The following is a 24,318-nucleotide window of genomic DNA, read 5'->3' as shown; positions in this document are numbered from 1 at the left end:
CGCCGGTGAAGGTGCCGATGGTGGTGCCGGCGTAGGTGATGTTGGCGGCGGAGACGCCGATCTGGCCGGCGCCGGTGCCTTGGTTGCGGATCTCGAGGCGGTCCTCGGCTTGGCCGCCGGCGGAGTAGTCGATGGTGAGGGTGCCGGTGGAGAAGTTGGCCGAGTCGACGTCGGTGACGGTGCCGGTCGCGGTGATCGGGGTGGCCGGGTCGCCCTCGGCGTAGGCCAGGGCGGCGGCTTCGAGGGCCGCGATCACCGGAGCATCGTTGGCGGCAGTGAGGGAGACGTTCCGGGTGGCGGGTGCGCTGGTACCGCCGTCACCGTCGGTGAGCACGAAGCGCGCGGTCCGGGTGGTGACCACCGGGTTGTCGGACGCGTTGCGGTAGGTGAGGTTCCGGACCAGCGCCTGGGTCGCCGCGGGAGTGGCGCTGGCGTTGAAGGTGATGACGAGAGCGGTGGTGCCGGTGCCGCCGGTGAAGGTGCCGATGGCGGTACCGGCGTAGCTGACGGTCGCTCCGGAGACGCCGATCTGGCCGGCACCGGTGCCCTGGTTGCGGATCTCGAGCCGGTCCTCGGCCTGGCCGCCGGCGGAGTAGTTCACGGTGAGGGTGCCGGTCGAGAAGTCGGCCGAGTCGACGTCGGCGACGGTGCCGGTCGCGGTGATCGGGGTCGCGGCGGCGTTCTCGGTGTAGGCCAGGGCGCCGCCTTCGAGCCCCGCGATCACCGGGGCGTCGTTGGAGCCGGTGATGGTCATGGTGACCGTGGCGGTGTCGGTGCCGCCGTGGCCGTCGGAGACGGTGTAGTCGAAGGTGTCGGTGGCGGTCTCGCCGGCGGCGAGGGACTCGAAGGCGCCGTTGGGGCTGTAGGTGACGTCGGTGCCGTTGTTGGTGACGATCCCGGTGGTGCCCGTGGTGTCGACCGCGGTCACGGAGAGCGTGTCGCCGTCGACATCGAGGTCGTCGGCGAGCACGTTGACGCTGACGCCGCCGCTGTTCTCGGCGACCGAGCCGGCATCGTCGCTCGCGACCGGCGGATCGTTGGCCCCCGTGATCGTGATGGTGACCGTGGCGGTGTCGGTGCCGCCGTGGCCGTCGGAGACGGTGTAGCCGAAGGTGTCGGTGGCGGTCTCGCCGACCGCGAGGGACTCGAAGGCGTGGTTCGGGTTGTAGCTGACGTTGGTGCCGTTGTTGGTGACGCTCCCCAGGGTGCCGGTGCTGTCCACCGCGGTCACGGCGAGCGGGTCTGTGTCCGCATCGGTGTCGTTGCCGAGCACGTTGACGGTGCTCGCGCCGGCGTCCTCGGACACGGTGGTGCTGTCGGCCACCGCGACCGGAGGGATGTTGGCACCGGCGACTCCGGTGATCGTCATCGTCACCGTGGCCGACGCGGTGCCGCCGTGGCCGTCGGAGACCGTGTAGCCGAAGGTGTCGGTGGCGGTGTCGCCGGCTCCCAGGCTGTCGAACGCGCCGTTCGGGTCGTAGGTCACGTTGGTGCTGTTGTTGGTGACGGTTCCGAGCGTCGTGGTCGTGTTCACCGCCGTCACGGCGAGCGCGTCGGTGTCGGCATCGGTGTCGTTGGCCAGCACCGTGACCACCTTGGTGGCGTTCTCCGCCACGGTGGCGGCGTCGTTGGCCGCGTTCGGGGCGTCGTTAACACGGGAGACGGTGATGGTCCGGGTGGCGGCTCCGCTGGTGCCTCCGTCCCCGTCGGTGAGCACGAACCGCGCCGTCCTGGTGACCGTGGACGGGTTCTCGGAGACGTTGCGGTAGGTCACGTTGCGGACCAGGGCCTGGGTGGCGGCGGGGGTGGCGCTGGCGTTGAGGGTGATCACCAGGGCGGTGGTGCCGGTGCCGCCGGTGAAGGTGCCGATCGTCGTACCGGCGTAGCTGACGTTGGCTCCGGAGACGCCGATCTGGCCCGCGCCGGTGCCCTGGTTGCGGACGGCGAGGCGGTCCTCGGCCTGGCCGCCGGCGGAGTAGCTGACGGTGAGGGTGCCGGTGGCGAAGTTGGCCGAGTCGACGTCGGCCACGGTGCCGGTCGCGGTGATCGGGGTGGCGGCGGCGTTCTCGGCATAGGCCAGGGCGCCGCCCTCGAGTGCCGCGATCGCCGGGGCGTCGTTGGTACCGGTGATCGTCATCGTGACGGTCGCGGTGTCGGTGCCGCCGTGGCCGTCGGAGACCGTGTAGTCGAAGGTGTCGGTGGCGGTCTGGCCGGCACCGAGGGACTCGAAGGCGCCGTCGGGGTCGTAGGTGACGTCGGTGCCGTTGTTGGTGACGTTGCCCTGGGTGCCGGTCGTGTCGACCGCACTGACGGTGAGGGTGTCGCCGTCGACATCGGTGTCGTTGCCGACGACCGCCACGACCTTGGTTGCGTTCTCCCCGACACCCGAGGCGTCGTCCGTCGCCTGCGGTGCGTCGTTGACGCCGGTGACGGTGACCGTGACGGTCGCGGTGTCGGTGCCGCCGTGTCCGTCGGAGACGGTGTAGTCGAAGGTATCGGCCGCGGTCTCGCCGACGGCGAGGGACTCGAAGGCGCCGTCGGGGTCGTAGCTGACGTCGGTGCCGTTGTTGGTGACGGTCCCGAGGGTGCCGGTCGCGTCGACCGCCGTCACGGCGAGCGTGTTGCCGTCCGCATCGGTGTCGTTGCCGAGCACGTTGACGACGCCCGCGCCGGCGTCCTCGGAAACAGTCTTGCTGTCGGCCACCGCGACCGGAGGCGTGTTGGCCCCGGCGACACCGATGATCGTGATCGCGACGGTGGCGCTGTCGGAGCCGCCGTTCCCGTCGGAGGCCGTGTAGCTGAACGTGTCGGTCGCGGTGTCTCCCGCGCCGAGGCTGTTGAACGCGCCGTTCGGGTCGTAGGTGACCGTCGTGCCGTTGTTGGTGACGGTCCCGAGGGTGCCGGTGGTGTCCACCGCGCTGACGGTGAGGGCGTTGCCGTCGGGGTCGGTGTCGTTGGCCAGCACGGTGACGTTCTTCGTCGCGTTCTCGGCGACCGAGGCGGTGTCGTTGACGGCGTTAGGGGGACGGTTCGCCGTCGTGGTCGCGGTGTAGCCGGACAGCGTGGTCAGCGGTGAGGATCGTCGGTTCGGTGCGCCGATCAGGGCTTGCACGGTCCTGCCGGAGCCGGCGGCGCCGATCTTCACGTTCGACCAGGAGCCGAGGATCCGGCTGGTCCGGCTCGGCGCGATCCGGCCCGAGGAGAACCGGGCACCGCCCCCGGAGACGAAGGTGCCGCCCAGGCGTGACCGAGCAGCGGTCGGGACCAGCGTGCGGTTCGTGCGGTTGCGACCGCAGATCACGAAGGTGTGCCCCGAGGAGGCCGCCGGCGCCGTCCTCCGGCGCGCGGGGCAGCGAGCTCCGGGCGTGCGGGTGCCCGGGTCCACCACGACGTCGAGCACCTGGAACGCGAAGGCGACCACGCGCAGGCCCGGGCGCATCGCCCTGGCCGCGACCAGCTTGTTCCGGCGGTCGAAGACGTTGCCGCGTCCGGCCTTCACCTTCCAGTACCCGGCCTTGTTCACGGTCGCCGGCTTCGAGGTGGCCGCGACCCGGAAGGCCGAGCTCGAGGCCCCGGCCTTGATGGCCGTCCTGGCTGGGACGAGGCTGCGGAACTGGCACATCGCCCGGGTCCGTCGCACGGCCCAGCCACGCGGCGCCTTCGGGCACCGCGTGATCGTCCAGGACCGGCCCGGACGGTCGACCTCGACGGTGGCGAGGGGGCGGGTGCCGGTGTTCGTGACCGTGACGGTGAAGACCGACCCCGGGCGGCCGAGGTAGGCGGCGGACGGCGTGACGGCAGCGCGTGCGGCGAGCACCGGCGCAGCGGCGACGGTCGTCGCGCCGACCCGCGCGTCGCTGCCGCTGCTCGGAAGCACCCCGACCGAGAGGACCGATGCGGAGGCGAGGCCGAGCGAGAGGGCTACTCGGCTGATCCGTCGACGCAGTACCTGCATGACCCTGCCCCCGGGACTCGAGGTGTGGAGGGTACGGCGCACCGGCCATCGGGGAGGTCAAGGATTTCCGAGAACCGCCGTACCCCAAGGGATGCGACGCTAGAACCATTTCCCGGTACTGCGCCAGGGTTCGCCTGCCCGGAGAGGGGAAGTGTCGGATATCGGCGTTTCGTCGCTCCAGGTGTCTAGACCTCTGGTGCTGACCCGGTGACACTGCCGGCGCTGCCGATCAGCCCCGATCGACAGCGCCGGCGTGCTGCACCGCGGACGACGGGCCCGCCGTACGACTCAGTAGCTGAACGTCACCGCGTTGTCCTCGCCGATCCACTCCCAGAGCTGGACGGTCCCGCCGAGGGCGGCGTTGTCGGCGATCCGGTCGGCGTCGAGCTGCTTGGCGTTGAAGCAGAGCGGGCAGACCAGGAACCGGCCACCGGCTGCCTGGAACCTGCTCATCAGGTCCTGCAACGGCGGGCAGCCGTCGCAGCTGACCCCGATCGCGTGGCCCGGCAGGACCAGCCGAACGGCTTCCTTGGTGAGGAAGACCAGGGTCTCGCGCCCCTGCTCCGCCGCTCCGACGGCGACCAGCAGGGCGACCGTGACGCGCTCGGCGTCCTCGAGTCCGGTGGTGAGGCTGATGGCGGCCTTGTTCATGATGCTGCTCCGTTCTCGTGGTGGAATCCGGAGCAGAGCAGGTCGAGCGACTCGATCCTGTCCTGCCCGCGGGTGTAGACGTGCTGCTCGGCGATGCGCGCCGCCCCGGGATCGCCCGGCGGGGTCAACCGCACCGTCCAGCGGGCGTAGAGCCGGCTGCCGACCTGCCCGACCGAGGCGTCCAGCACCTCGAAGGCGTCGTCGCCGCCGAACCAGGTGGTGAAGCGGGCGATCACGTCGTCGGCCGTGTCGAGCTCGACTAGGCCCGGCGGGGTCAGCGCCCGGAAGCGGACCCGGTCATCGAGGCAGACCCGCATCCCGGCGAAGTCCCGCCGGGTCAGCGCGTCCAGGAGCAGGCCGGCCACCGGCCAGCTCGATCGTGCGTCCGGTACGGCGCAGGTGGCGCCGTCCGCGAGGGTGCTGGAAGTGGTCATGCACCAGTTCTACGGTCGTCGGTACCGGTGCGGCATCGGCAGAAATACCGATCTTCCGACGGGCGATCAGGGTGCCGCGGAGGCGTCGACCAGCCCGTGCCGGAGCGCGAACATCGCCGCCGCGCCCCGGGTCGCCGACCCGGTCTTGGTGAAGATGTGCTCGATGTGGCTCGCCGCGGTGCGCGGGGTGATGGTGAGCTGCTCGGCGATCTGCTTGTTGGAGTACCCGCGGACCAGGAGCGTGAGCACCTCCGCCTCGCGCCGGGTGAGTCCGGCGACCAGGGTCGCGCGTCGTCGTACGGCGTGGCCGGCGGCGGTGAGCACGGCTCGGACGCAGTCGCCGTCCAGCCGCCCGGCATCGACCTCGGCCAGCAGTGCCCGCTCGCGCTCCGAGCCGGTGAGCGCGGGTCGGTCCGGTCGGTCCTCGGCCCAGGTCTGGTAGAGGTCGGCCGCCGCGAGCAGCTTGCCGGTCGCCGGGAGCGAGGCGCCGCCCAGCGCCCGGGGGTAGCCGGAACCGTCGGTGCGCTCGTGAGCCATCGCGGCCACGGCCCCGATCGCGGCGAGCCGGGGTTGCCGGCTCAGGATCCGCTCGGTCAGGTAGGGGACCGTGCGGATCCGTTCGGTCTCGATCGCCGAGAGCGGCGTCGTCTTGTTCCAGGTGCCCGTCGAGACGCCGATCGCTCCGAGTCGGTGGGCGAGTGCTGCGCGCCGTACCAGGACGACGTCGTCGGCCGAGAGTCCGAGGCCGGTCGCCGCGGTCGCGACCAGGTCGGCGACCGCCCGCGAGTGGCCCAGGTACCAGGGGGACTTGAGGTCGGCGTAGTCCGCGAAGATCTCCAGCACCCGGTCGAGCTCGTCGTCCGAGACCCGCCGGTCGAGCCCGGCGGCCCCGTCCAGGACGGCCTCCCAGGCGTCGCCCTCGTCCAGCCCGGCGAAGACCTCCTCGGCGTGCGCGATCGCCAGGTCGACCAGCTCCGGGTCGAACTCGGTGCCGCGTCGCGACCGGAGCATGTCGAGGACGGCGTCGATGCCGGAGGTGCGCAGGAAGACCTCGGCGTCGTCGGCGAGCTGGACGACCCGCATCACCGGCTGGATGTCCGTGCCGGCCGCGGTCCCGGGGAAGCCCTTGCCGTCCCAGCGCTCGAACGCCTGCGCCAGCGCCAGCCCCACCTGCGCGTCTAGGGCGAGCCGGTCGGCGATGTCGCCGGTGGTCTGGCAGTGCGTGATGTAGGTTCCCATCGCCTCGCGGAACCCGCCGGTGAGGAAGCGGCCGACCATGGTGATCCGGCGCAGCGGCCGCGAGTCGGCGGCGACGTGGCCGAGCATCATCCGCATCATCGGCATGCCGACCTTGTCGACCTCGTAGCTGTCCGCGCGGATCTGCCGGTCGTCGTCGAACCAGTGCGCGAGCTCGTGCGAGTCCGCGACGCAGCCGACCCAGGCCAGCAGCGAGACGTAGAACACCGAGGCCTGCTCGTCCTCGGTGAGCCCGGCCAGGCGGGCGAGGCGACCGGCGATCACGGTCTGCCGCAGCACGTGCTCCTGCGGCAGGCCGAGGCCCAGGTCTGTGGCGAGCGACAGCGATGCGACCAGCTCGGCAAGCCGCACGCCTGGAGCACCGGGTGATGTCATCGAGCCCGATCCTAGGGCGAGCGCCGCCTCAGGTCAGGACGACGAGCTGCTGGGTCGCCCGGGTCATCGCCACGTAGTGGTCCACCGCGCCTTCGATGCCGTCGCCGAACGAGCCGGGGTCCACCAGGACGACCAGGTCGAACTCGAGCCCCTTCGAGAGCGTCGGGGTGAGCGACCGGACCCGTGGCGTCGCCTCGAAGGACGGGTCTCCGATGACGCAGGCGATCCCCTCGGCGTTCCCGGCGAGCCAGGTGCGCAGGATCGGGTTGAGGTCGGCGACGGCGCCGTGGACGACCGGGATGCCGGTACTGCGGACCGAGGTCGGGACGTTGGCGTCCGGGAGCGCTGCCCGGATCACCGGCTCGGCCTCGGTCATGATCTCCGACGGCGTCCGGTAGTTGATGCTCAGTGAGGCGAGCTCGACCCGTTCCAGGCCGATCCGGCCGAGCCGTTCGGCCCACGACTCGGCGAACCCTTGCCGGGCCTGGGCGCGGTCGCCGACGATGGTGAAGCTGCGCGACGGGCACCGCACCAGCAGCATCTGCCACTCGGCATCGGTGAGCTCCTGGGCCTCATCCACCACGATGTGCGCGAACGGGCCGGCGAGCAGGTCGGTGTCCGCGTCCGGCAGCGCGGCCTCGTCCACGAGCGCGTCCCGGATCCCTTCCTGGCGGAGCTGGGCCATCATGCCCTCCTCGTCGTCGAGCTGGAGGATCTCGTCGACCACCCGGTCCATCCGGGCGCGTTCCGCCGCGACGGCGGCCTCGTGGCGACGCCGGCGACGCGACGTCTCCGGGTCGCCGAGGCGCTGCCGCGCCGCGTCCAGGAGCGGGAGGTCGGCGTCGGTCCAGGCGTAGGGGTCCTCCCGCTGGAGCAGCCGGACCTCGTCGGGGGTCAGCCACGGCGCGCAGAGCCGCAGGTATGCCGGCACGTCCCACAGGTCCGCGACCAGGTCGGTCGGCTCCAGCAGCGGCCAGGCCCTGTCGAACGCCTCGGCCAGGTCCCGGTTGCGGGCCAGCGCGGTGCGGAGCTGGTCGGCGGCGCCGCCGTCCTCGGTGTCGTCGTCGAGGTCGGCCTTGTCCACCAGGATCGTGAGCAGCTCCTCCCAGACCTGGTCGCGTCCCTCGTTGTGCGGGGTGCCCGGCGCGGGCGCGTCGAACGCCTCGGCCCACTCGTCGGCGCTGAGCCAGAGGTCGCCCCACGGGGTCTCGACCTCGGCGCCCGAGGTGGGCGCCTCCTCGTAGAACCGGACCGCCTTCTCGATCCCGCGCACCAGGTCGGCCGAGGACTTCAGCGCGGCGACCGCGGGGTCGTCCTCGGTCGGAGCGGCGGCCCCTTCGGGGACGAGGTCGCGCAAGGTGCAGGTCCGGACGCCCTCCTCGCCGAGGCTGGGGAGGACGTCGGCCACGTAGGCCAGGTACGGCTGGTGCGGGCCGACGAAGAGCACCCCGCCGCGCTGGTGGCCGAGGCGCGGATCGGCGTACAGGAGGTAGGCGGTGCGGTGCAGCGCGACCACGGTCTTGCCGGTGCCCGGGCCGCCGTCGACGACGAGCGCGCCCCGCGACCCGGCGCGGATGATGGCGTCCTGGTCGGCCTGGATGGTGCCGAGCACGTCCCGCATCCGTGCGGAGCGGTTGCTGCCGAGGCTGGCGATGAAGGCGGACTGGTCGTCGAGTGCGGCGGCGTGCCCCTCGAGGCCCTCGGCGGTGAACACCTCGTCCCAGTAGTCGCTGATCCGGCCGCGGGTCCAGCGGTACCGGCGGCGACTGGTCAGGCCCATCGGGTCGGCATGGGTGGCACCGAAGAACGGCTCGGCGGCCGGCGAGCGCCAGTCGAGCAGCAGGCGGCGCCCGTCGCTGTCGGTCAGGCCCAGGCGACCGATGTACGTCGGCTCCGCATCCGTCTCGCCGACGATGCGGCCCAGGCAGAGGTCCAGGCCGAACCGCCGCAGGGTGCGCAACCGGCTGGTCAGCCGGTGCACCTCCAGGTCCCTGTCCATCGCCTCCTGGCCGATCCCGCCGGGAGCTCGGCGGGCCTCGTCGAGGCGCTCGGTGAGATCGGCGACGGACTGCTCGAGGCTCTGCTGGATCGCGGCGAAGTGCTGCTCGTCGGCGCTGATCAGCGTCGGATCGGCTTTCGCCCGGAGGTGCTCGGCGAGGTCGAAGGCGCTGTCGTTCCTGGTGGTCACGTGGTCGGATCCCGATCTCTGGTGGCGGCGTCGACCGGTGATTCTCCGGGGTTGACGGGGGCTTGCCGCAAGCCCCCTCCTCGGCTATACCTTGGAAGTGGAGGAGCCCGCGAGCTGGTCCTCGACGTACACCGGCCGCGCGGCCGCGAGCCCGGCCAGGTACTGCGGCACGCAGAGCGCGAGCAGGATCCCGAGCGGGATGCCCCAGCCGTCGGTGGCGGCGTGCAGCGCACCCACGCCGAACGGCCCGACGACCGCGATCAGGTAGCCGACCGACTGGGTGAAGCCGGAGAGCGCCGCGGTGCCGCCGGGGGTGCGGGCGCGCAGCCCGATCAGGGTCAGGATGAACGGGAAGGTGCAGGTCCCGATGCCGAGCGTGGTCGCCCAGATCCAGGCGCCGGCGTCCGGGGCGAAGATCAGGCCGAGGTAGCCGATCGGGTACGCCACCATGATGGCGCTCAGCAGCACCCGCTGGTCCTTCACCTTGACCGTCAGCCGCGGGATGACGAAGGAGAGCGGGATGCTGATCCCGGTGGTCACGCCGAGCAGCAGGCCGGCGTCGTGCGCGCTGTAGCCGGCGTCCCGGAACACCTGGGCCACCCAGCCGAAGATCGAGTACGCCTGCAACGACTGGAGCCCGAAGAAGAGCGCCATCAGCCACCCGATCCGAGTCCGCGCAACGCCCGCGGTCCCGAACGCCGCCGGCTCGCCGACCTCGCGCCGGTCGTGCCGCACCAGCGCGATCCACGGCAGTGCCGCGATCACCGCGGTGAAGCCCCAGACCACCAGGCCGTGGCGCCAGTCCAGTGCGGATCCGGCCGGCGTGGAGGCGTCCGAGATCGGCACGGTGAGCACCGAGGCGGACGTCAGCCCGATCGCCATCGAGGTGGAGTAGAGCGCGGTCAGCAGCCCGACCCGGTCCGGGAAGTGCAGCTTCACCAGCGACGGCAGCAGCACGTTCGCGACCGCCATCCCGGCGAGCGAGGCGAAGGAGAGCACCAGGAACAGGGCCTCGTCGTCGACCCGGGCCCGCGCGAACAGGCCGACCGCGACCAGCACCAGCGAGATCAGCGTGGTGGTGTGCACCCCGAGGAGGCGAGCGAACCGGGGAGCGAGTGCGCCGATGGTGGCGAAGCTCAGCACCGGCAGCGAGGTCAGCAGGCTGGTGCCGGCGGTGCCCATCCGCAGCGAGTCCGAGATCTCGTCGAGCACGGGACCGACGCTGACCGCGGCCGGCCGGAGGTTGAACGCGAGCACCACGATCCCGAGCAGGACCAGCGCCCGCTGCCAGCGGGACTCATGGACGACGACAGACACTTGATGATTCAACCACTCTGGTCGGAGGGTTCCGGACCGCCCCCGCTCAGGGGGTGACCGGTGCCACTCCTCCGGGTTGTCGGCGGCCTCCGGTTGGATGGGCGCATGCGGCAGATCAGTGACGACGAACGTCGGACCAGGCTCGGGCGGCGGCACGCACTCGCCGAGCCGGTCGCTTCGGTCGTGGCGGCGACCGAGGCGATGACCTGCCTGCACGCGACCGAGCCGGCGTCGGTGCACCTGGCCGCGTTCGCCCGCAGCGGTGCGACGCGGGCCGCGGTCGACGCGGCCCTGTACGACGACCGCAGCGTGGTCAAGCAGCTCGCGATGCGCCGGACCGTGTTCGCGTTCCCGGCCGGGCTGCTGCCGGCGGTCTGGGGGAGTGCTGCCGCCCGGACCGCCCACCTGCAGCGCGGACAGCTCGCCCGGGACGTGGTGAAGGTCGGGATCGCCGACGACGGCGACGCCTGGGTGGCCGAGCAGACCGCGGCCGTGCACGACCTGCTCCGCGCCGACGGCCCGCGGACGACGATGCAGCTGCGCGCCGCGCTGCCCGCCCTGGACGCGCGGATGACCTATGCCGAGGGCAAGAGCTACGGGGGCGAGATGCCGATCGCGCCTCGGGTGCTCACCACCCTGGCCGCCTCGGGCGTGATCGTCCGCGGCGAGAACGAGGGCGGCTGGAAGTCCTCGCGGCCGCGCTGGACCGCCGTGGAGGACTGGCTGCCCGACGCGCCGGACCGGTTGCCGGAGCGCGAGGCGTACGCCGCGCTGGTGCTCAGCTGGCTGCGGACCTTCGGGCCCGGCACCGAGGACGACATCGTCTGGTGGCTCGGCGCGACCAAGGCCGCGGTCCGGCACGCGCTGCAGGACGTCGGGGCGGTCGAGGTCGGCGTCGCCGGCGGGATCGGCTACCTGGCGCCCGACGACACCGGCGCCGACGAGGAGACCGCGCCCTGGGCCGCACTGCTGCCGGCGCTGGACCCGACCACGATGGGCTGGAAGGGCCGGGACTGGTACCTCGGGCCGCACGCGGCGGCGATCTTCGACCGCAACGGCAACGGCGGACCCACGGCCTGGTGGTGCGGCCGGATCGTCGGCGGGTGGCGGCAGGAGCTGGACGGATCGGTGGTCGTCGTACCGGCTGAGCCGCTGGAGCGGGCCGCGACCCGGGCGCTGGCCGAGCAGGCCGACCGGTTGACCGCCTGGTTGGACGGTGACGTCGTGAAGTCGATCTACCAGTCACCGCTGGTGCGGGCCGGCGGCTGACCGGCGGCTAACCTTCACCCGTGATCCTCGCTTCACTCGTCAACGGGTTCTCCGCCACCCGACCTCGAGCAAGCTCGGGCACTCGGTAGCCTCGACCCGTGCGTGAACAGCCCGAGCAGCAAGCCCCGCCCGTCCAGCGTCTCCGGATCCGGTACGCCAAGCGCGGCCGGCTCCGGTTCACCAGCCACCGCGACTTCAGCCGGGCGTTCGAGCGCGCGATCTTCCGGGCCCGGGTGCCGATGGCGTACTCGTCCGGGTTCAACCCGCACCCGCGGATCTCGTACGCCGGCGCCAGCCCGACCGGTGCCGCCAGCGAGGCCGAGTACCTGGAGATCGCGCTGGCCGAGGTGACCGACCCGGCGGACGTCGCCCGCGCCCTCGACGAGTCCCTCCCCGACGGCCTCGACGTGCTCGAGGTGGTGGTCAGCGCGGGCGGGTCGCTCGCCGACCGGCTGGAGGCCTCGCAGTGGGAGATCACCCTCAACGGGGTAGACCCGGACGCCCTCGCCGCCGGTGTCGAGCAGCTGCTCGCGACCGAGGAGGTCGTGGTCGAGCGGATGACCAAGAAGGGCCTGCGGACCTTCGACGCCCGGGCGTCGATCGCGCAGCTGGAGGCGCGAAGCAGCGGCGAGTCGGCGGCGGATGACGAATCGTGTGCGATACTGCGGGTGGTCTTGCGACACGGAACCCCGTCCGTGAGACCCGACGACGTTCTCGCCGCGCTTCGGGAGATCTCGGGTGTCAGTACCAGTTCCGCCGCGCTTGCGCAGCGACTGGCACAGGGACCCTTGGACTCCCGGACCGGCACGGTGGGGGACCCGTTGGCACCCGACCGCGACGCGGCCGGCTGAGGAGCAGGTGACAGCTCTCCTCAGCTCTTATGGCGGCCACGCGACCGCGGTCGGTGACCAGTGAGTTCCTCGTTCGACGTAAATGACACGGAGGGTGTCGTCGCCGACTGACAGGCTTTTGCTGCTCGGTGTCCGACACCGAGCAGCTGTGACCCGCAGGGCAGTGACGGCGTACGCCGGTGCTCCCTGCATGAGGAGAGCTCCATGCTCGACGTAGAAACCCCCGATGAGAACACCAGCACCACCGCGGAATCCGCTCCGGTGAGCGCCCCGGAGAACAGCCCGGAGAACAGTGCCGAGAGCACCACCGAGGCGCCGGTCGCGAAGAAGGCCGCCAAGAAGGCCACCGCGAAGAAGGCTGCGAAGAAGACCACCGCCAAGAAGGCCGCGAAGAAGGCCGCCGCGCCGGCCGAGTCCGCGGATGCCGAGGCTGGCCCGGAGGCTGGTCCTGAGGCTGGCTCCGGGGCCGACGAGGCCCCCAAGGCGCCCGCCCGCAAGCGCGCCGCCAAGAAGGCGGCGGCGAAGCCGGCCGCCGCGACCGAGGTCGCTGCGGAGAGTACGTCCGAGACGGCCGAGGAGCCGGCCGCGACGGCAGCCGCCCCGATGGTGCTCTTCCAGGTGCCGGAGAAGGCACCGGCCCGCAAGCGCGCCGCCAAGAAGGCGGCGGCGAAGCCGGCCGCCGAGGCGACCGACGCGAACGAGTCCGCCGATGCGCCGGTCACGGACGCACCGGCCGCGGACGCGGAGACCACGGACGGCGAGGCCCCCAAGGCGCCGGCACGCAAGCGCGCGGCCAAGAAGGCTCCGGCGAAGAAGGCCGCGGCCGCGAAGGGCGCCGACGACTCCGAGGAGCCGGCCGAGGACGCCGCCGAGGAGCCGACCGAGACCACCCCGGACGCCGAGGGTGACGAGACCGAGAGCGGGGAGGGCGGGCCGCGCCGTCGCCGTCGTCGCGGTGGACGTCGCCGTCGTCGTGGCGCCGACGCCGAAGGTTCCGACGGCGACGAGCAGGACGACGACGCCAAGGACGGTTCCGGCAAGGACGACTCCGGCGACGCCCCGACCCGCAGGACGCGCACCCGGGAGCGCAAGCCGCGCAACCCCGAGGACGAGATCACCAGCATCGGTGGTTCGACGCGTCTCGAGGCGAAGAAGCAGCGCCGCCGCGAGGGCCGCGAGGCCGGTCGTCGCCGGGCGCCGATCGTCAGCGAGGCCGAGTTCCTGGCCCGCCGCGAGGCGGTCGAGCGGGTGATGGTGATCCGCCAGCGCAAGGACCTGACCCAGATCGCCGTGATCGAGGACAAGGTCCTCGTCGAGCACTACGTCGCCCGGGAGTCGCAGACCTCGCTGATCGGCAACATCTACCTCGGCCGGGTGCAGAACGTGCTCCCGTCGATGGAGGCTGCGTTCATCGACATCGGCAAGGGTCGCAACGCGGTCCTGTACGCCGGTGAGGTGAACTGGGGCGCGCTCGGCCACAAGGACGGCCAGCCGCGCAAGGTCGAGTCGGTGCTCAAGTCCGGCCAGACGATCCTGGTGCAGGTCACCAAGGACCCGGTCGGCCACAAGGGCGCCCGGCTGACCGGCCAGATCAGCCTGCCGGGCCGCTTCCTGGTCTACGTCCCGGACGGCAACACCTCCGGCATCTCCCGCAAGCTGCCGGACACCGAGCGGAACCGGCTCAAGACGCTGCTCAAGGAGATCGTCCCGGACACCGCCGGCGTGATCGTGCGGACCGCCGCCGAGGGCGCCTCCGAGGAGGAGCTGACCCAGGACGTCGAGCGGCTGACCGCTCGCTGGGCCGACATCGAGAAGAAGGTCGCCGCCGGCAAGTCGCCGGACCTGCTGTACGGCGAGCCGGACCTGACCCTCAAGGTCGTCCGGGACCTCTTCACCGAGGACTTCGCCAAGCTGGTCGTCCAGGGCGACGACGCCTGGAAGCTGGTCGAGGGGTACGTCAAGGACGTCGCCCCGGACCTGGCCGAGCGCCTGGAGAAGTACGAGGCGGCGGACGGGAAGGACGTCTTCGCGTCGTACCGGATCGACGAGCAGATCAACAAGGGACTCGACCGCAAGGTCTGGCTGCCCTCGGGCGGCTCGCTGGTGATCGACCGGACCGAGGCGATGACCGTCGTCGACGTCAACACCGGCAAGTTCACCGGCTCCGGGGGCAACCTCGAGGAGACGGTCACCAAGAACAACCTCGAGGCCGCCGAGGAGATGGTCCGCCAGCTCCGGCTGCGCGACATCGGCGGCATCATCGTCATCGACTTCATCGACATGGTGCTCGAGTCCAACCGCGACCTGGTGCTGCGTCGCCTGGTCGAGTGCCTGGGCCGCGATCGCACCCGTCACCAGGTCGCCGAGGTCACCTCGCTCGGCCTGGTGCAGATGACCCGCAAGCGGATCGGTACCGGCCTGATCGAGGCCTTCAGCGAGGACTGCGACCACTGCAAGGGCCGCGGCATCATCGTGCACGAGGAGCCGATCGAGCCGAGCAACCGCAGCGTCGGGATGGGCGGCGGCATGGGCGGCGGGGGTGACGAGCCGCGCGGCGGTCGTCGCAACCGCGGCGGGCGCGGTCGCAACCGCGGTGCCGAGGAAGCGGCTCCGCCGGCGGAGCCGTCGGTTCCGTCGCCGATGGCGCTGGCCGGCAGCAAGCCGCACACCGAGGACGAGCTGGCCCAGGTCGCCGGAGTGGTCGAGGACGCCGTCGTCGAGAGCACCGAAGCCACCGAGAGCACCGAAGGCACCGAGACGGTCGCGGAGACGGCTCCGGCCACCACCCGCCGCCGTTCGTCGCGGCGTGCTGGTGCGCCCAAGGCCGAGGCGGCACCTGCGGACGAAGCGCCTGCGGAGGCGGCAGCCGCGGACGAGACGCCTGCCGACGAGACGCCGGCTGCGGACGCTACGCCCAAAGGAGCCGCCGACGAGCCCGAGGTCGAGGCTGAGCCGGCTGCGGAGCCGGTTGTCGAGGCGCCCGCGCCCGTAGTCGTCACGACCACCCGTCGTCGTCGCGCCGCCGGACGTCCGGCCGGACCGGCGGTCACCGACACCGCGGTCCCCGAGGTCGAGGTCCCCGAGGTCGAGGCGCCTGCCGCCGAGCAGGAGGTTCCCGTCGAGGAGACCCCGGAGGTCGCGTCCGAGGAGACCCCGGACGACGCCGAGGGCGACGCGATCGAGGACGACGCTGCCGACGGTGACGCCGCCCCGGTCTTCCACGTCCCGGTCAAGAAGAAGGGCTCGCGCAAGCGCTGACTATCCCTCGCGGGTGAGCTCCTCCAGGGCACCCAGCGCCGCCACCAGGGCGTGACGCGAGCTCTCGTCGAGCTGGTCGAGGCGCTCCTGGAGGGCCTGGAGGCGGGCGGCCCGGCCGTGCAGCACCAGCGCCTCGCCCGCAGGGGTGGCGGCGACCACGGAGGCACGCCGGTCGGCGGGGTCCGGGGTGCGGACGACGTACCCGAGGGACTCGAGCGAGTTCAGGATCCGGGTCATCGCCGGCGCGGTGACGCCTTCGACGACCGCCAGGGCTCCGGCCCGTTGCGGCCCGTCGGCGATCAGGCTGGCCAGCGCGCTCAGCCCGCCGTGCCCCACCAGCGCCTCCCGCGCGTCGCGGCGCAGGGCGCGGTTGAGGCGCCCGATCGCCAGGTACAGCCGGGCGGTGTCGTCGTTCGCCGGGGTGCTCACGCGCGCCCCAGCGCTTCGCCGGCGGAGTCGTCGTGGACGTACTTGCCGCCCGCGGACCAGGAGGCGATCGCGGCGATCAGCATCATCGCGGCGGCGGTCAGGAACACGATCACCAGGCCGTCGTGGAACGGCCCGGACATCAGGTTCGGGAAGAACTCCTTGCCGGTCAGGGTGTCGGCGTTCGCCGCGGGCAGGTGCTCGAGCGTCCCGGTCGGGGCGAGCAGCGACTCGATCGGGTTGTAGCCCAGGAAGGACGCGAACAACGAGCCGACCGGCGGCAGGTTCCCGACGTCGGCCGCCACCTGGTGCGGGACGCCCTGCCCGGTCAGACCGTCGGTCAGGGTGCGGGGGAGCACGTTGGCGAGCCCGACGACCATCAGCGAGAAGAAGACACCGATCGAGAGCGACGAGCCCGAGTTGAAGACCGTGCCCCGGACGCCCGAGGCAGCGCCGCGCTCGTGCGCCGGGACCGAGTTCATCACCGCGGTCGTGTTCGGGGCGGTGAAGAGTCCGGAGCCGATCCCGTTCAGCAGCAGGATCACCGCGAACATCCAGTAGTCGAAGTCCACCGGGATCGCCAGCAGCAGCACGAAGGTCGCCGCGACCAGCAACGAGCCGCCGGTCGAGAAGTAGCGGGCGCCGTACCGGTCCGAGAGCCAGCCGGAGACCGGCCCCGCGACCAGGAAGCCGATCGTCAGCGGGAGCAGGTAGATGCCGGCCCACAGGGGAGTGGATTCGTAGGAGTACCCGTGCAGCGGCAGCCAGATGCCCTGCAGCCAGATGATCAGCATGAACTGCAGCCCGCCCCGGCCGATCGAGGCCATCAGCCCGGCGACGTTGGCGAGGCTGAACGCCCGGATCCGGAAGAGGTCGATCGAGACCATCGGGTGCTCGACCCGCTTCTCGATCGCCACGAAGGCGACCAGCAGCACCACGCCGAGGGCGATGCCGCCGAGGACCCACGGGCTCGACCAGCCGGTGGCGTGGTCGCCGTACGGCTGGATCCCGTAGGTGATCGCGACCAGCAGCGAGGTCAGGCCGACGGCGAAGGCGAGGTTCCCGGGGATGTCCAGCTTGGCCTTCCGCCGCTCGCCGAGCTCGACCAGCGAGCGGTAGCCCCAGAGGGTGCCCAGGATGCCGATCGGGACGCTCACCCAGAACACCGCGCGCCAGTGCCACTCGGAGAGCACGCCGCCGATGATCAGGCCCAGGAACGAGCCGGCGATCGCGGAGACCTGGTTGATGCCCAGCGCCATCCCGCGCTGGTGGGCCGGGAAGGCGTCGGTGAGGATCGCGGTCGAGTTCGCGAACAGCATCGCGCCGCCGACGCCCTGGCCGACCCGCATCAGGATCAGCCACCAGGCACCGGCGCCGCCGTGGAACGGGTCGACGGAGAGCAGCACCGAGAACACCGTGAAGACCGCGAAGCCGAGGTTGTACATCTTGACCCGGCCGTAGATGTCGCCGAGCCGGCCCAGCGTGACCACGAGGACCGCGGAGACCACCAGGAAGCCCATGATGATCCAGAGCAGGTAGCTGACGTTGCCCGGCTCCAGCGGGTTGAGCTCGATGCCGCGGAAGATCGCCGGCAGCGAGATGATCACGATCGAGGAGTTGATCGTCGCCATCAGCATGCCGATGGTGGTGTTCGACAGCGCGATCCAGCGGTAGTGCGGGTGGTCGCGGTCGAACCGGCGGGGACGGGTGGCGGTGGGGCTCTGGGTCACCTCTCCAAGGTAGTTCACATCGGTTAAGTTAATTCGTCGCCGAGGTGTGACGTACGTCGCCCCGGAGGCCTCGTTTTGACCCTGCGGGCGGCGTACCCGTAAAGTTGACCCTCGGTGTGCTGAGCGCACCCTTTCCGTGTGACACGACTCCTCTCCAGTACGACGGAGACCGCTGTGCCACCGGACCCCCAGATGTGATCCGACGAAGAGAGTGAGTCCGCCGTGTACGCGATCGTGCGTAGTGGCAGCAAGCAGCAGAAGGTTGCTGTTGGCGATGTCATCGAGATCGACAAAACCGAAGAGGCTGTGGGCGCGTCCCTGAAGCTGCCGGTCGTCATGCTTGTCGACGGCGAGAAGGTCACCGCTTCCGGCCTCGACAAGGCCGCCGTGACCGTCGAGGTCCTCGGCGCCACCAAGGGCCCGAAGATCGTCATCCAGAAGTACAAGAACAAGACCGGCTACAAGAAGCGCCAGGGTCACCGTCAGAAGTACACCCAGGTCAAGGTCACCGACATCAAGGCCTGACGGCCCCCCAGCTCCAGCACCGGCTCCGATAACCAAGGACTGAACTCATGGCACACAAAAAGGGCGCAGCGTCCACCAAGAACGGTCGCGACTCCAACTCCCAGCGTCTCGGCGTGAAGCGTTTCGGCGGCCAGCTGGTCAACGCCGGCGAGATCATCGTTCGCCAGCGGGGCACGCACTTCCACCCCGGCGCCGGTGTCGGCCGCGGCGGTGACGACACCCTGTTCGCGCTGGTCGCGGGCAACGTCGAGTTCGGCACCCGTCGTGGTCGCCGCGTGATCAACATCGTCCCGTCGGCCTGAGGGCGGACGCTTCGTAGCAAACCCAAGTTCCACCGTTGGGCGTCCCTGATCTGCCAGGGGCGCCCTTCGTAATTGTTCGGAAGGAGTACCGATGGCAGTCCCCACGTTCGTGGACCAGGTCACGCTGTACGTCAGCGCGGGCCGTGGTGGCAACGGCGTCGCCTCGGTGCACCGCGAGAAGTTCAAGCCGCTCGGCGGGCCCGACGGCGGCAACGGCGGCCCGGGCGGCTCGATCATCCTGCGCGTCGACCCCGACGTCACCACCCTGATCGACTACCACCACAAGGCCAAGCGCCAGGCGACCCACGGCGGCCACGGCGCCGGCGACCACAAGAACGGCGGCCACGGCGAGGACCTGGTCCTCCCGGTCCCGGACGGCACCGTGGTGACTGAGGGTGGCGAGGTCATCGCCGACCTGGTCGGCGCCGGCACCGAGATGGTGATCGCCCAGGGCGGTCGCGGGGGTCTCGGCAACGCCGCGCTCGCCTCGGCCAAGCGCAAGGCCCCCGGCTTCGCCCTGCTCGGCGAGCCCGGCGAGGAGCGCACGATCGGCCTCGAGCTCAAGGTCGTCGCCGACATCGGTCTGGTCGGCTTCCCGTCGGCCGGCAAGTCCAGCCTGATCGCCGCGATCAGCCGCGCCCGGCCGAAGATCGCCGACTACCCGTTCACCACCCTGGTCCCGAACCTCGGCGTGGTGAAGGCCGGCGACACCGTGTTCACCGTCGCGGACGTGCCCGGCCTGATCGAGGGCGCCAGCGAGGGCCGCGGTCTGGGCCACGACTTCCTGCGCCACATCGAGCGCTGCGCGGCCCTGCTGCACGTGATCGACCTGGCCACCCTCGAGCCCGGCCGGAACCCGGTCGAGGACCTGGACATCATGGAGAGCGAGCTCGCCAAGTACGGCGGGCTGGAGGACCGTCCGCGGCTGGTCGCCCTGAACAAGGCCGACCTGCCCGACGGGCGCGACATGGCCGAGATCGTCCGCGAGGAGATCGCCCAGCGCGGCTGGCCGGTCTTCGCGATCAGCGCGATGAGCCACGAGGGCCTCAAGGAGCTGACCTTCGCGATGGCCGCGCTGGTGACGAAGGCGCGCAGCGAGCGCGTGGTCGAGCAGGCCGAGCGGATCATCATCCGGCCGACCCCGAAGGGCTCCGGCGAGGAGTTCACCATCACGGAGACCGGCGAGGGCTGGCGGGTGCGCGGCGTCAAGCCCGAGCGCTGGATCAAGCAGACCGACTTCAGCAACGAGGAGGCCGTCGGCTTCCTGGCGGACCGGCTCAACCGGCTCGGCGTCGAGACCAAGCTGATCGAGCTCGGCGCCCGGGAGGGCGACCCGGTCCTGATCGGGCACCCCGACAACGCCGTGGTCTTCGACTTCAAGCCCGGCCTCGACGCCGGCGGTGCCGAGATGCTCGGCCGCCGTGGTGAGGACGAGCGGTTCCGCGAGGAGCGCCCCGCCGCCGGCCGTCGCCGGGCGATCGACGAGCGGATGCCCGAGCGCGGCGAGACCGAGACCCGCGCCGACGTGGCGCGTCGCTTCGACCAGGAGTCCCGTTTCGACGAGGATTGGACCGACGCCCAGCCGGAGCACTCGGACGGACCGGTCGTCTACACGATCGGCGACCCAGGGAACGAACCGGAAGACGGCCCGGAGAACGAATCAGGGAACGAGGACGACGAGTCATGACCAGGCAGGCGGTCCTCGACGCACGTCGGATCGTCGTCAAGGTCGGATCGTCCTCCTTGACCACAGCAGCCGGCGGGATCGACCCCGAGCGCGTTCGCGCGCTGGTCAACACGCTGGCGACGGCGCACGGCTCCGGGGTCGAGGTCGTCCTGGTCTCCTCCGGAGCGATCGCGGCCGGGCTGGCACCGCTGAACCTGAAGCGCCGTCCCCGCGACCTGGCCCGCCAGCAGGCGGCGGCCTCGGTCGGCCAGGGCATCCTGGTGCACCGCTACACCGAGGAGTTCGCCCGGCACGACCAGGTGACCGGCCAGGTGCTGCTCACCCTCGACGACGTCACCCGGCGCGGGCACCACCGCAACGCGCAGCGCACCTTCGCCACCCTGCTCGAGATGGGGGTGGTGCCGATCGTCAACGAGAACGACACCGTGGCCACCAGCGAGATCCGGTTCGGCGACAACGACCGGCTGGCCGCTCTGGTCGCGCACCTGGTCCGCGCCGACCTGCTGGTGCTGCTCTCCGACGTCGACGGCCTGTACGACGGACCGCCGACGGCACCCGGCAGCAGCCTCGTCACCGACGTGCGCGGCGACGCCGACCTCGACCGGGTCACGGTCGGCAAGGCCGGCGCGGCGGGCGTCGGCACTGGCGGGATGACCACCAAGCTCGAGGCCGCTCGGATCGCCACCGGCGCTGGCATCCCGGTGGTACTGACCGGGGCGCCCCAGGCCGCCGCTGCACTGGCCGGCGAGCAGGTCGGCACCTTCTTCCACGCGACCGGCAAGCGCCGCTCGGCGCGGATGCTCTGGCTGGCGCACGCCACCTCGGGGAAGGGATCGATCGTGGTCGACGCCGGCGCCGTGAAGGCGCTCACCGAGCGGAAGGCCTCGCTGCTCCCGGCCGGGATCACCGGCGTGACCGGAAGCTTCGTGGACGGCGACCCGGTGGACCTGGTCGGTCCGGACGGCCGGGTGATCGCCCGCGGGCTGGTCAACTACGACGCTGCCGAGCTGCCCGCGCTGATGGGCCGCTCGACCCGCGCCCTGGCCGCGGAGCTGGGGGCGTCGTACGAGCGCGAGGTCGTGCACCGCGACGACCTCACGTTGCTCAGCGGCAACTAGGTCCGCAACGTCACACCTCCGGGACAACTGGTCCAGTTCGGACTCCCCAGTTCGTCGATTCGCGTCTCCTGCCCGTTCACGGTCCAGCAGACTGGTGGTCCACAGGGGAAGGGAGGCGTGTCGGTGTCGGAGCAGGACAGGCGGTTGTGGCACGTCACGCTGACGGTCGCCGGTGACACGGTCGAGCCGATGCTGCTGCGCGGCGCGCTGTCCCGTCTCCGCGAGGAGCGCCCGTTCATCGACACCGTCGAGTTCACCCAGAACAGCGCCGAGCTCCAGTTCTGGGACGAGGGCGCGGCGATGCTCGACGTGGCCTCCCTCGCGCTCCGGCTCTGGAGCGAGCACCGCGAGTCGGCCGGGCTGCCGAACTGGGAGACGGTCGGCCTCGAGGTCGTCGAGAAGTCGGTGCGCGACACGCGCGGCGGGGTCCGGTCGGACCAGCTGACGGCACCGGCGCCGCATCCGTTCCACCTCTGAGGTCCGCCCGCTGACCCGTGGGTGAATGGCCTACGCTGGGCGGCATGTCCGAGACGATCACGCAGGTCGCTTCCCGTGCTCGTCAGGCGGCGAACGTCCTCGCCCTGGCGACCCGGGCGACCAAGGACGCCGCTCTCGAGGCGATGGCCACTGCTCTGCTGGACCAGCAGGAGGCGATCCTGGCGGCGAACGCCGCGGACGTCGCCAAGGCCGAGGGAGCAGGTACGCCGGCCCACATGATCGACCGACTCCGGCTGGACGCCGCCCGGGTGGCCGGGATGGCCCAGGGGCTCCGCGACGTAGCCGGGCTGCCCGACCCGGTCGGCGAGGTGCTGCGCGGGTCCACCCTCGCCAACGGCCTGGAGCTGCGCCAGATCACGGTCCCGTTCGGTGTGGTCGGCGTGATCTACGAGGCCCGGCCCAACGTCACCGCGGATGCCGCCGGGATCTGCCTCAAGAGCGGCAACGCGGTGCTGCTGCGCGGTTCGTCGAGCGCGCTCTCGTCGAACACCGCCATCGTCGCCGTCCTCCGCGCCGCCGCCGAGTCGGCCGGGCTGCCTGCTGACATCGTCGCGCTGGTGCCGGGCGAAGGCCACGACGCGGTCAAGGAGCTGATGCGGGCGCGCGGGCTCGTCGACGTGCTGATCCCGCGCGGCGGCGCCGGCCTGATCCGCTCGGTCGTCGAGGAGTCGACGGTGCCGGTGATCGAGACCGGGGTCGGCAACTGCCACGTGTACGTCGACGCCGACGCCGACCTGGAGATGGCGCTGGCGATCGTGCTCAACTCGAAGACCCACCGCACCTCGGTCTGCAACTCCGCGGAGTCGCTGCTCGTTCACCAGGAGGTCGCCGAGTCCTTCCTGCCCCTGGTGGTCGCCGCCCTGCAGGATGCCGGGGTGACCATCCACGGCGACGCGCCCTTCGCGGCCTTCGACGGCGTCGTCCCGGCCGGCCCGGAGGACTGGGACGCCGAGTACCTGTCGCTGGACATCTCCGCTGCCGTCGTCCCGGACATCGCCGCGGCGATCGAGCACATCCGGGCGCACTCCTCGGGCCACACCGAGGCGATCGTCACCGGGTCGCAGGCGGCAGCCCGCCGGTTCACCGCCGAGGTCGACTCCGCCGCGGTGATGGTCAACGCCTCCACCCGGTTCACCGACGGCGGCGAGTTCGGGTTCGGCGCCGAGATCGGCATCTCCACCCAGAAGCTGCACGCTCGCGGCCCGCTGGGCCTTCCGGAGATGACCACCAGCAAGTACGTGGTCACCGGCGACGGCCACGTCCGGTGAAGGGCTTCACCGCAGGGACCGACGCGTCGACCCTGGACGTCTGGGCCGACCCGGCGACCGAGCGGGTGCTCACGCCGGCCACGATCATCACGTTCATCCGGACGATCGCCTGCATCGTGCTGGTCGGTCTCGCGATCAACGAGGGCGTCCCCGAGGACGGCGAGTTCTGGAGCCCGGCGCTCAAGCTGCTCACGATCGCCCTGGTCGTCTACTGGGCGGGGGACAGCCTCGACGGTCAGGTGGCCCGCCGGATGCACCACGAGACCCGGATCGGTGCCGTCCTGGACATCATGAGCGACCGGATGTGCTCGGCCGCCTTCTACTTCGGCCTGGCCTGGCTGCACCCGGAGTTCACCGTCGCCGTGCTGCTCTACCTGGCCGAGTTCATGGTGATCGACTGCTTCCTGTCGATCGCCTTCCTGGCCTGGAAGATCCGCAGCCCCAACTACTTCTGGGTGGTCGACCCGACGATCTACAAGCTCAACTGGTCACACCCCGCCAAGGCGGTCAACTCGGCCCTCTTCGCGGTGATGCTGCTCGTCACCCAGGCGTGGTGGCTCGGGGTGATCGTCGCCGGCGCGCTGCTGATCTTCAAGATCGCGATGCTGATCCGGCTCTTCGCCACCGTCGGGCTCCCGATCCCCGGGGGCACCGGGCTGGCGACCACGAGCGAGCAGGCCTCCGGAGCGTGAGCCTGATCCTGGGGACGTTCCTGTTCTCGGTGGCGTCGGCGCTCATCCCTGTCCTCAACGCCGAGGTCTACCTGGCCGCGATCCCGCACTCCCAGGACCGCGCGCTCTGGCTGGCCGTCGTGGCGGGCACGGGCCAGACCCTCGGCAAGATCATCTGGTACTACGCCGGCATCCACTCGATGAAGATCAGCTGGCTGGCGCGCAAGATGGAGACCGAGAAGTGGCAGGCGTCGTACCAGAAGTGGCACCAGCGGATCGTCGGCCGCCCGGTGCTGGCCGGCGCGATCTGCTTCGCCTCGGCGTTCTCCGGGTTCCCGCCGCTGGCGATCATCGCGGTGCTGGCCGGCTCGCTCCGGATGAACTTCGCGGTCTTCGTGGTGACCTGCCTGATCGGCCGGATCCTGCGCTTCTGGCTGGTCCTCGAAGGGGCCGACTGGGTCAAGGACGTGGTCCCGCACCTGTTCGGTTGAGCCCGTCCCCGCGGGCGCGCCGACGAACTTCCGGACTCACCGGAATG

At 71.4% G+C, this 24,318-nt stretch carries 19 protein-coding genes; 11 read left to right on the top strand and 8 right to left on the bottom strand.

The window, feature by feature from the left end; translation table 11 throughout:
* The 6 genes from EFK50_RS08685 to EFK50_RS08660 all read right to left on the bottom strand — a co-directional run.
* Window positions 1–3,955, bottom strand: a 3,955-nt coding sequence (locus tag EFK50_RS08685) for a beta strand repeat-containing protein (protein WP_123227177.1), incomplete at its 3' end; no start/stop codon positions are given.
* Between the two features lie 288 nt (window positions 3,956–4,243).
* Window positions 4,244–4,606, bottom strand: coding sequence for a DsrE family protein (locus tag EFK50_RS08680; protein ID WP_221177327.1), 363 nt, complete (start codon window positions 4,604–4,606; stop codon window positions 4,244–4,246).
* Window positions 4,603–5,040: a nuclear transport factor 2 family protein gene (locus EFK50_RS08675; RefSeq protein WP_123227175.1), complete on the bottom strand. Its 438-nt coding sequence runs from the start codon at window positions 5,038–5,040 to the stop codon at window positions 4,603–4,605. Before EFK50_RS08675 ends, EFK50_RS08680 begins: the two co-directional genes overlap by 4 nt.
* A 66-nt stretch (window positions 5,041–5,106) precedes the next feature.
* Window positions 5,107–6,672 carry an HD domain-containing phosphohydrolase gene (locus tag EFK50_RS08670; RefSeq protein ID WP_123227174.1) on the bottom strand — a complete coding sequence of 522 codons (1,566 nt, stop codon included), beginning with the start codon at window positions 6,670–6,672 and terminating at the stop codon, window positions 5,107–5,109.
* A gap of 28 nt (window positions 6,673–6,700) precedes the next feature.
* On the bottom strand, window positions 6,701–8,860 hold the full coding sequence (gene helR, locus EFK50_RS08665) for an RNA polymerase recycling motor ATPase HelR (protein WP_123227173.1): 2,160 nt from the start codon (window positions 8,858–8,860) through the stop codon (window positions 6,701–6,703).
* A gap of 84 nt (window positions 8,861–8,944) precedes the next feature.
* The gene (locus tag EFK50_RS08660; RefSeq protein WP_246004100.1) at window positions 8,945–10,177 is read right to left on the bottom strand and encodes a CynX/NimT family MFS transporter; all 1,233 of its coding nucleotides are present in this window, start codon (window positions 10,175–10,177) and stop codon (window positions 8,945–8,947) included.
* A 105-nt stretch (window positions 10,178–10,282) separates the two neighbouring features.
* Between EFK50_RS08660 and EFK50_RS08655 the strand changes: the two genes are divergently transcribed.
* From EFK50_RS08655 to EFK50_RS08645, 3 genes are all read left to right on the top strand, one after another.
* Window positions 10,283–11,446: a winged helix DNA-binding domain-containing protein gene (locus EFK50_RS08655; protein WP_123227171.1), complete on the top strand. Its 1,164-nt coding sequence runs from the start codon at window positions 10,283–10,285 to the stop codon at window positions 11,444–11,446.
* A gap of 98 nt (window positions 11,447–11,544) precedes the next feature.
* The gene (locus EFK50_RS08650; protein ID WP_123227170.1) at window positions 11,545–12,297 is read left to right on the top strand and encodes a TIGR03936 family radical SAM-associated protein; all 753 of its coding nucleotides are present in this window, start codon (window positions 11,545–11,547) and stop codon (window positions 12,295–12,297) included.
* A 204-nt stretch (window positions 12,298–12,501) separates the two neighbouring features.
* Window positions 12,502–15,555, top strand: a complete 3,054-nt coding sequence (locus EFK50_RS08645; protein ID WP_123227169.1) for an Rne/Rng family ribonuclease — start codon at window positions 12,502–12,504, stop codon at window positions 15,553–15,555.
* Here EFK50_RS08645 and EFK50_RS08640 read toward each other — a convergent pair whose 3' ends face one another.
* Both EFK50_RS08640 and EFK50_RS08635 read right to left on the bottom strand, forming a co-directional pair.
* Window positions 15,556–15,984: a MarR family winged helix-turn-helix transcriptional regulator gene (locus tag EFK50_RS08640; RefSeq protein ID WP_123227168.1), complete on the bottom strand. Its 429-nt coding sequence runs from the start codon at window positions 15,982–15,984 to the stop codon at window positions 15,556–15,558.
* Window positions 15,981–17,711 (bottom strand): MFS transporter, encoded by a 1,731-nt coding sequence (locus tag EFK50_RS08635; protein WP_246004099.1) that lies wholly within the window; start codon window positions 17,709–17,711, stop codon window positions 15,981–15,983. Before EFK50_RS08635 ends, EFK50_RS08640 begins: the two co-directional genes overlap by 4 nt.
* A 222-nt stretch (window positions 17,712–17,933) precedes the next feature.
* Here EFK50_RS08635 and rplU point away from each other — a divergent pair, with 222 nt between their 5' ends.
* The 8 genes from rplU to EFK50_RS08595 all read left to right on the top strand — a co-directional run bounded on the left by rplU (window position 17,934) and on the right by EFK50_RS08595 (window position 24,271).
* Window positions 17,934–18,236 carry a 50S ribosomal protein L21 gene (gene rplU / locus EFK50_RS08630; protein WP_123227167.1) on the top strand — a complete coding sequence of 101 codons (303 nt, stop codon included), beginning with the start codon at window positions 17,934–17,936 and terminating at the stop codon, window positions 18,234–18,236.
* 47 nt (window positions 18,237–18,283) lie between these two features.
* Window positions 18,284–18,538 (top strand): 50S ribosomal protein L27, encoded by a 255-nt coding sequence (gene rpmA / locus EFK50_RS08625; RefSeq protein WP_123227166.1) that lies wholly within the window; start codon window positions 18,284–18,286, stop codon window positions 18,536–18,538.
* A 91-nt stretch (window positions 18,539–18,629) separates the two neighbouring features.
* On the top strand, window positions 18,630–20,225 hold the full coding sequence (gene obgE, locus EFK50_RS08620; protein WP_123227165.1) for a GTPase ObgE: 1,596 nt from the start codon (window positions 18,630–18,632) through the stop codon (window positions 20,223–20,225).
* Complete coding sequence (gene proB / locus EFK50_RS08615) at window positions 20,222–21,343, top strand: glutamate 5-kinase (protein WP_123227164.1); 1,122 nt, start codon at window positions 20,222–20,224, stop codon at window positions 21,341–21,343. The genes obgE and proB overlap by 4 nt, the downstream gene beginning before the upstream one ends.
* A gap of 123 nt (window positions 21,344–21,466) precedes the next feature.
* A complete protein-coding gene (locus tag EFK50_RS08610) occupies window positions 21,467–21,820 on the top strand; it encodes a hypothetical protein (protein WP_123227192.1) in 354 nt (117 codons plus the stop codon).
* 44 nt (window positions 21,821–21,864) lie between these two features.
* A complete protein-coding gene (locus EFK50_RS08605) occupies window positions 21,865–23,109 on the top strand; it encodes a glutamate-5-semialdehyde dehydrogenase (protein ID WP_123227163.1) in 1,245 nt (414 codons plus the stop codon).
* Window positions 23,106–23,801, top strand: a complete 696-nt coding sequence (locus EFK50_RS08600) for a CDP-alcohol phosphatidyltransferase family protein (protein WP_221177326.1) — start codon at window positions 23,106–23,108, stop codon at window positions 23,799–23,801. Before EFK50_RS08605 ends, EFK50_RS08600 begins: the two co-directional genes overlap by 4 nt.
* Entirely contained in the window at window positions 23,798–24,271 is a 474-nt protein-coding gene (locus EFK50_RS08595; protein ID WP_123227162.1) for a YqaA family protein, read from the top strand. Before EFK50_RS08600 ends, EFK50_RS08595 begins: the two co-directional genes overlap by 4 nt.
* The last annotated feature ends 47 nt before the right edge of the window (window positions 24,272–24,318 follow it).

Source organism: Nocardioides marmoriginsengisoli, assembly GCF_003725695.1.
In the GTDB taxonomy this organism is placed as follows: domain Bacteria; phylum Actinomycetota; class Actinomycetes; order Propionibacteriales; family Nocardioidaceae; genus Marmoricola; species Marmoricola marmoriginsengisoli.
This window is presented reverse-complemented; position numbering and strand designations above follow the sequence as displayed.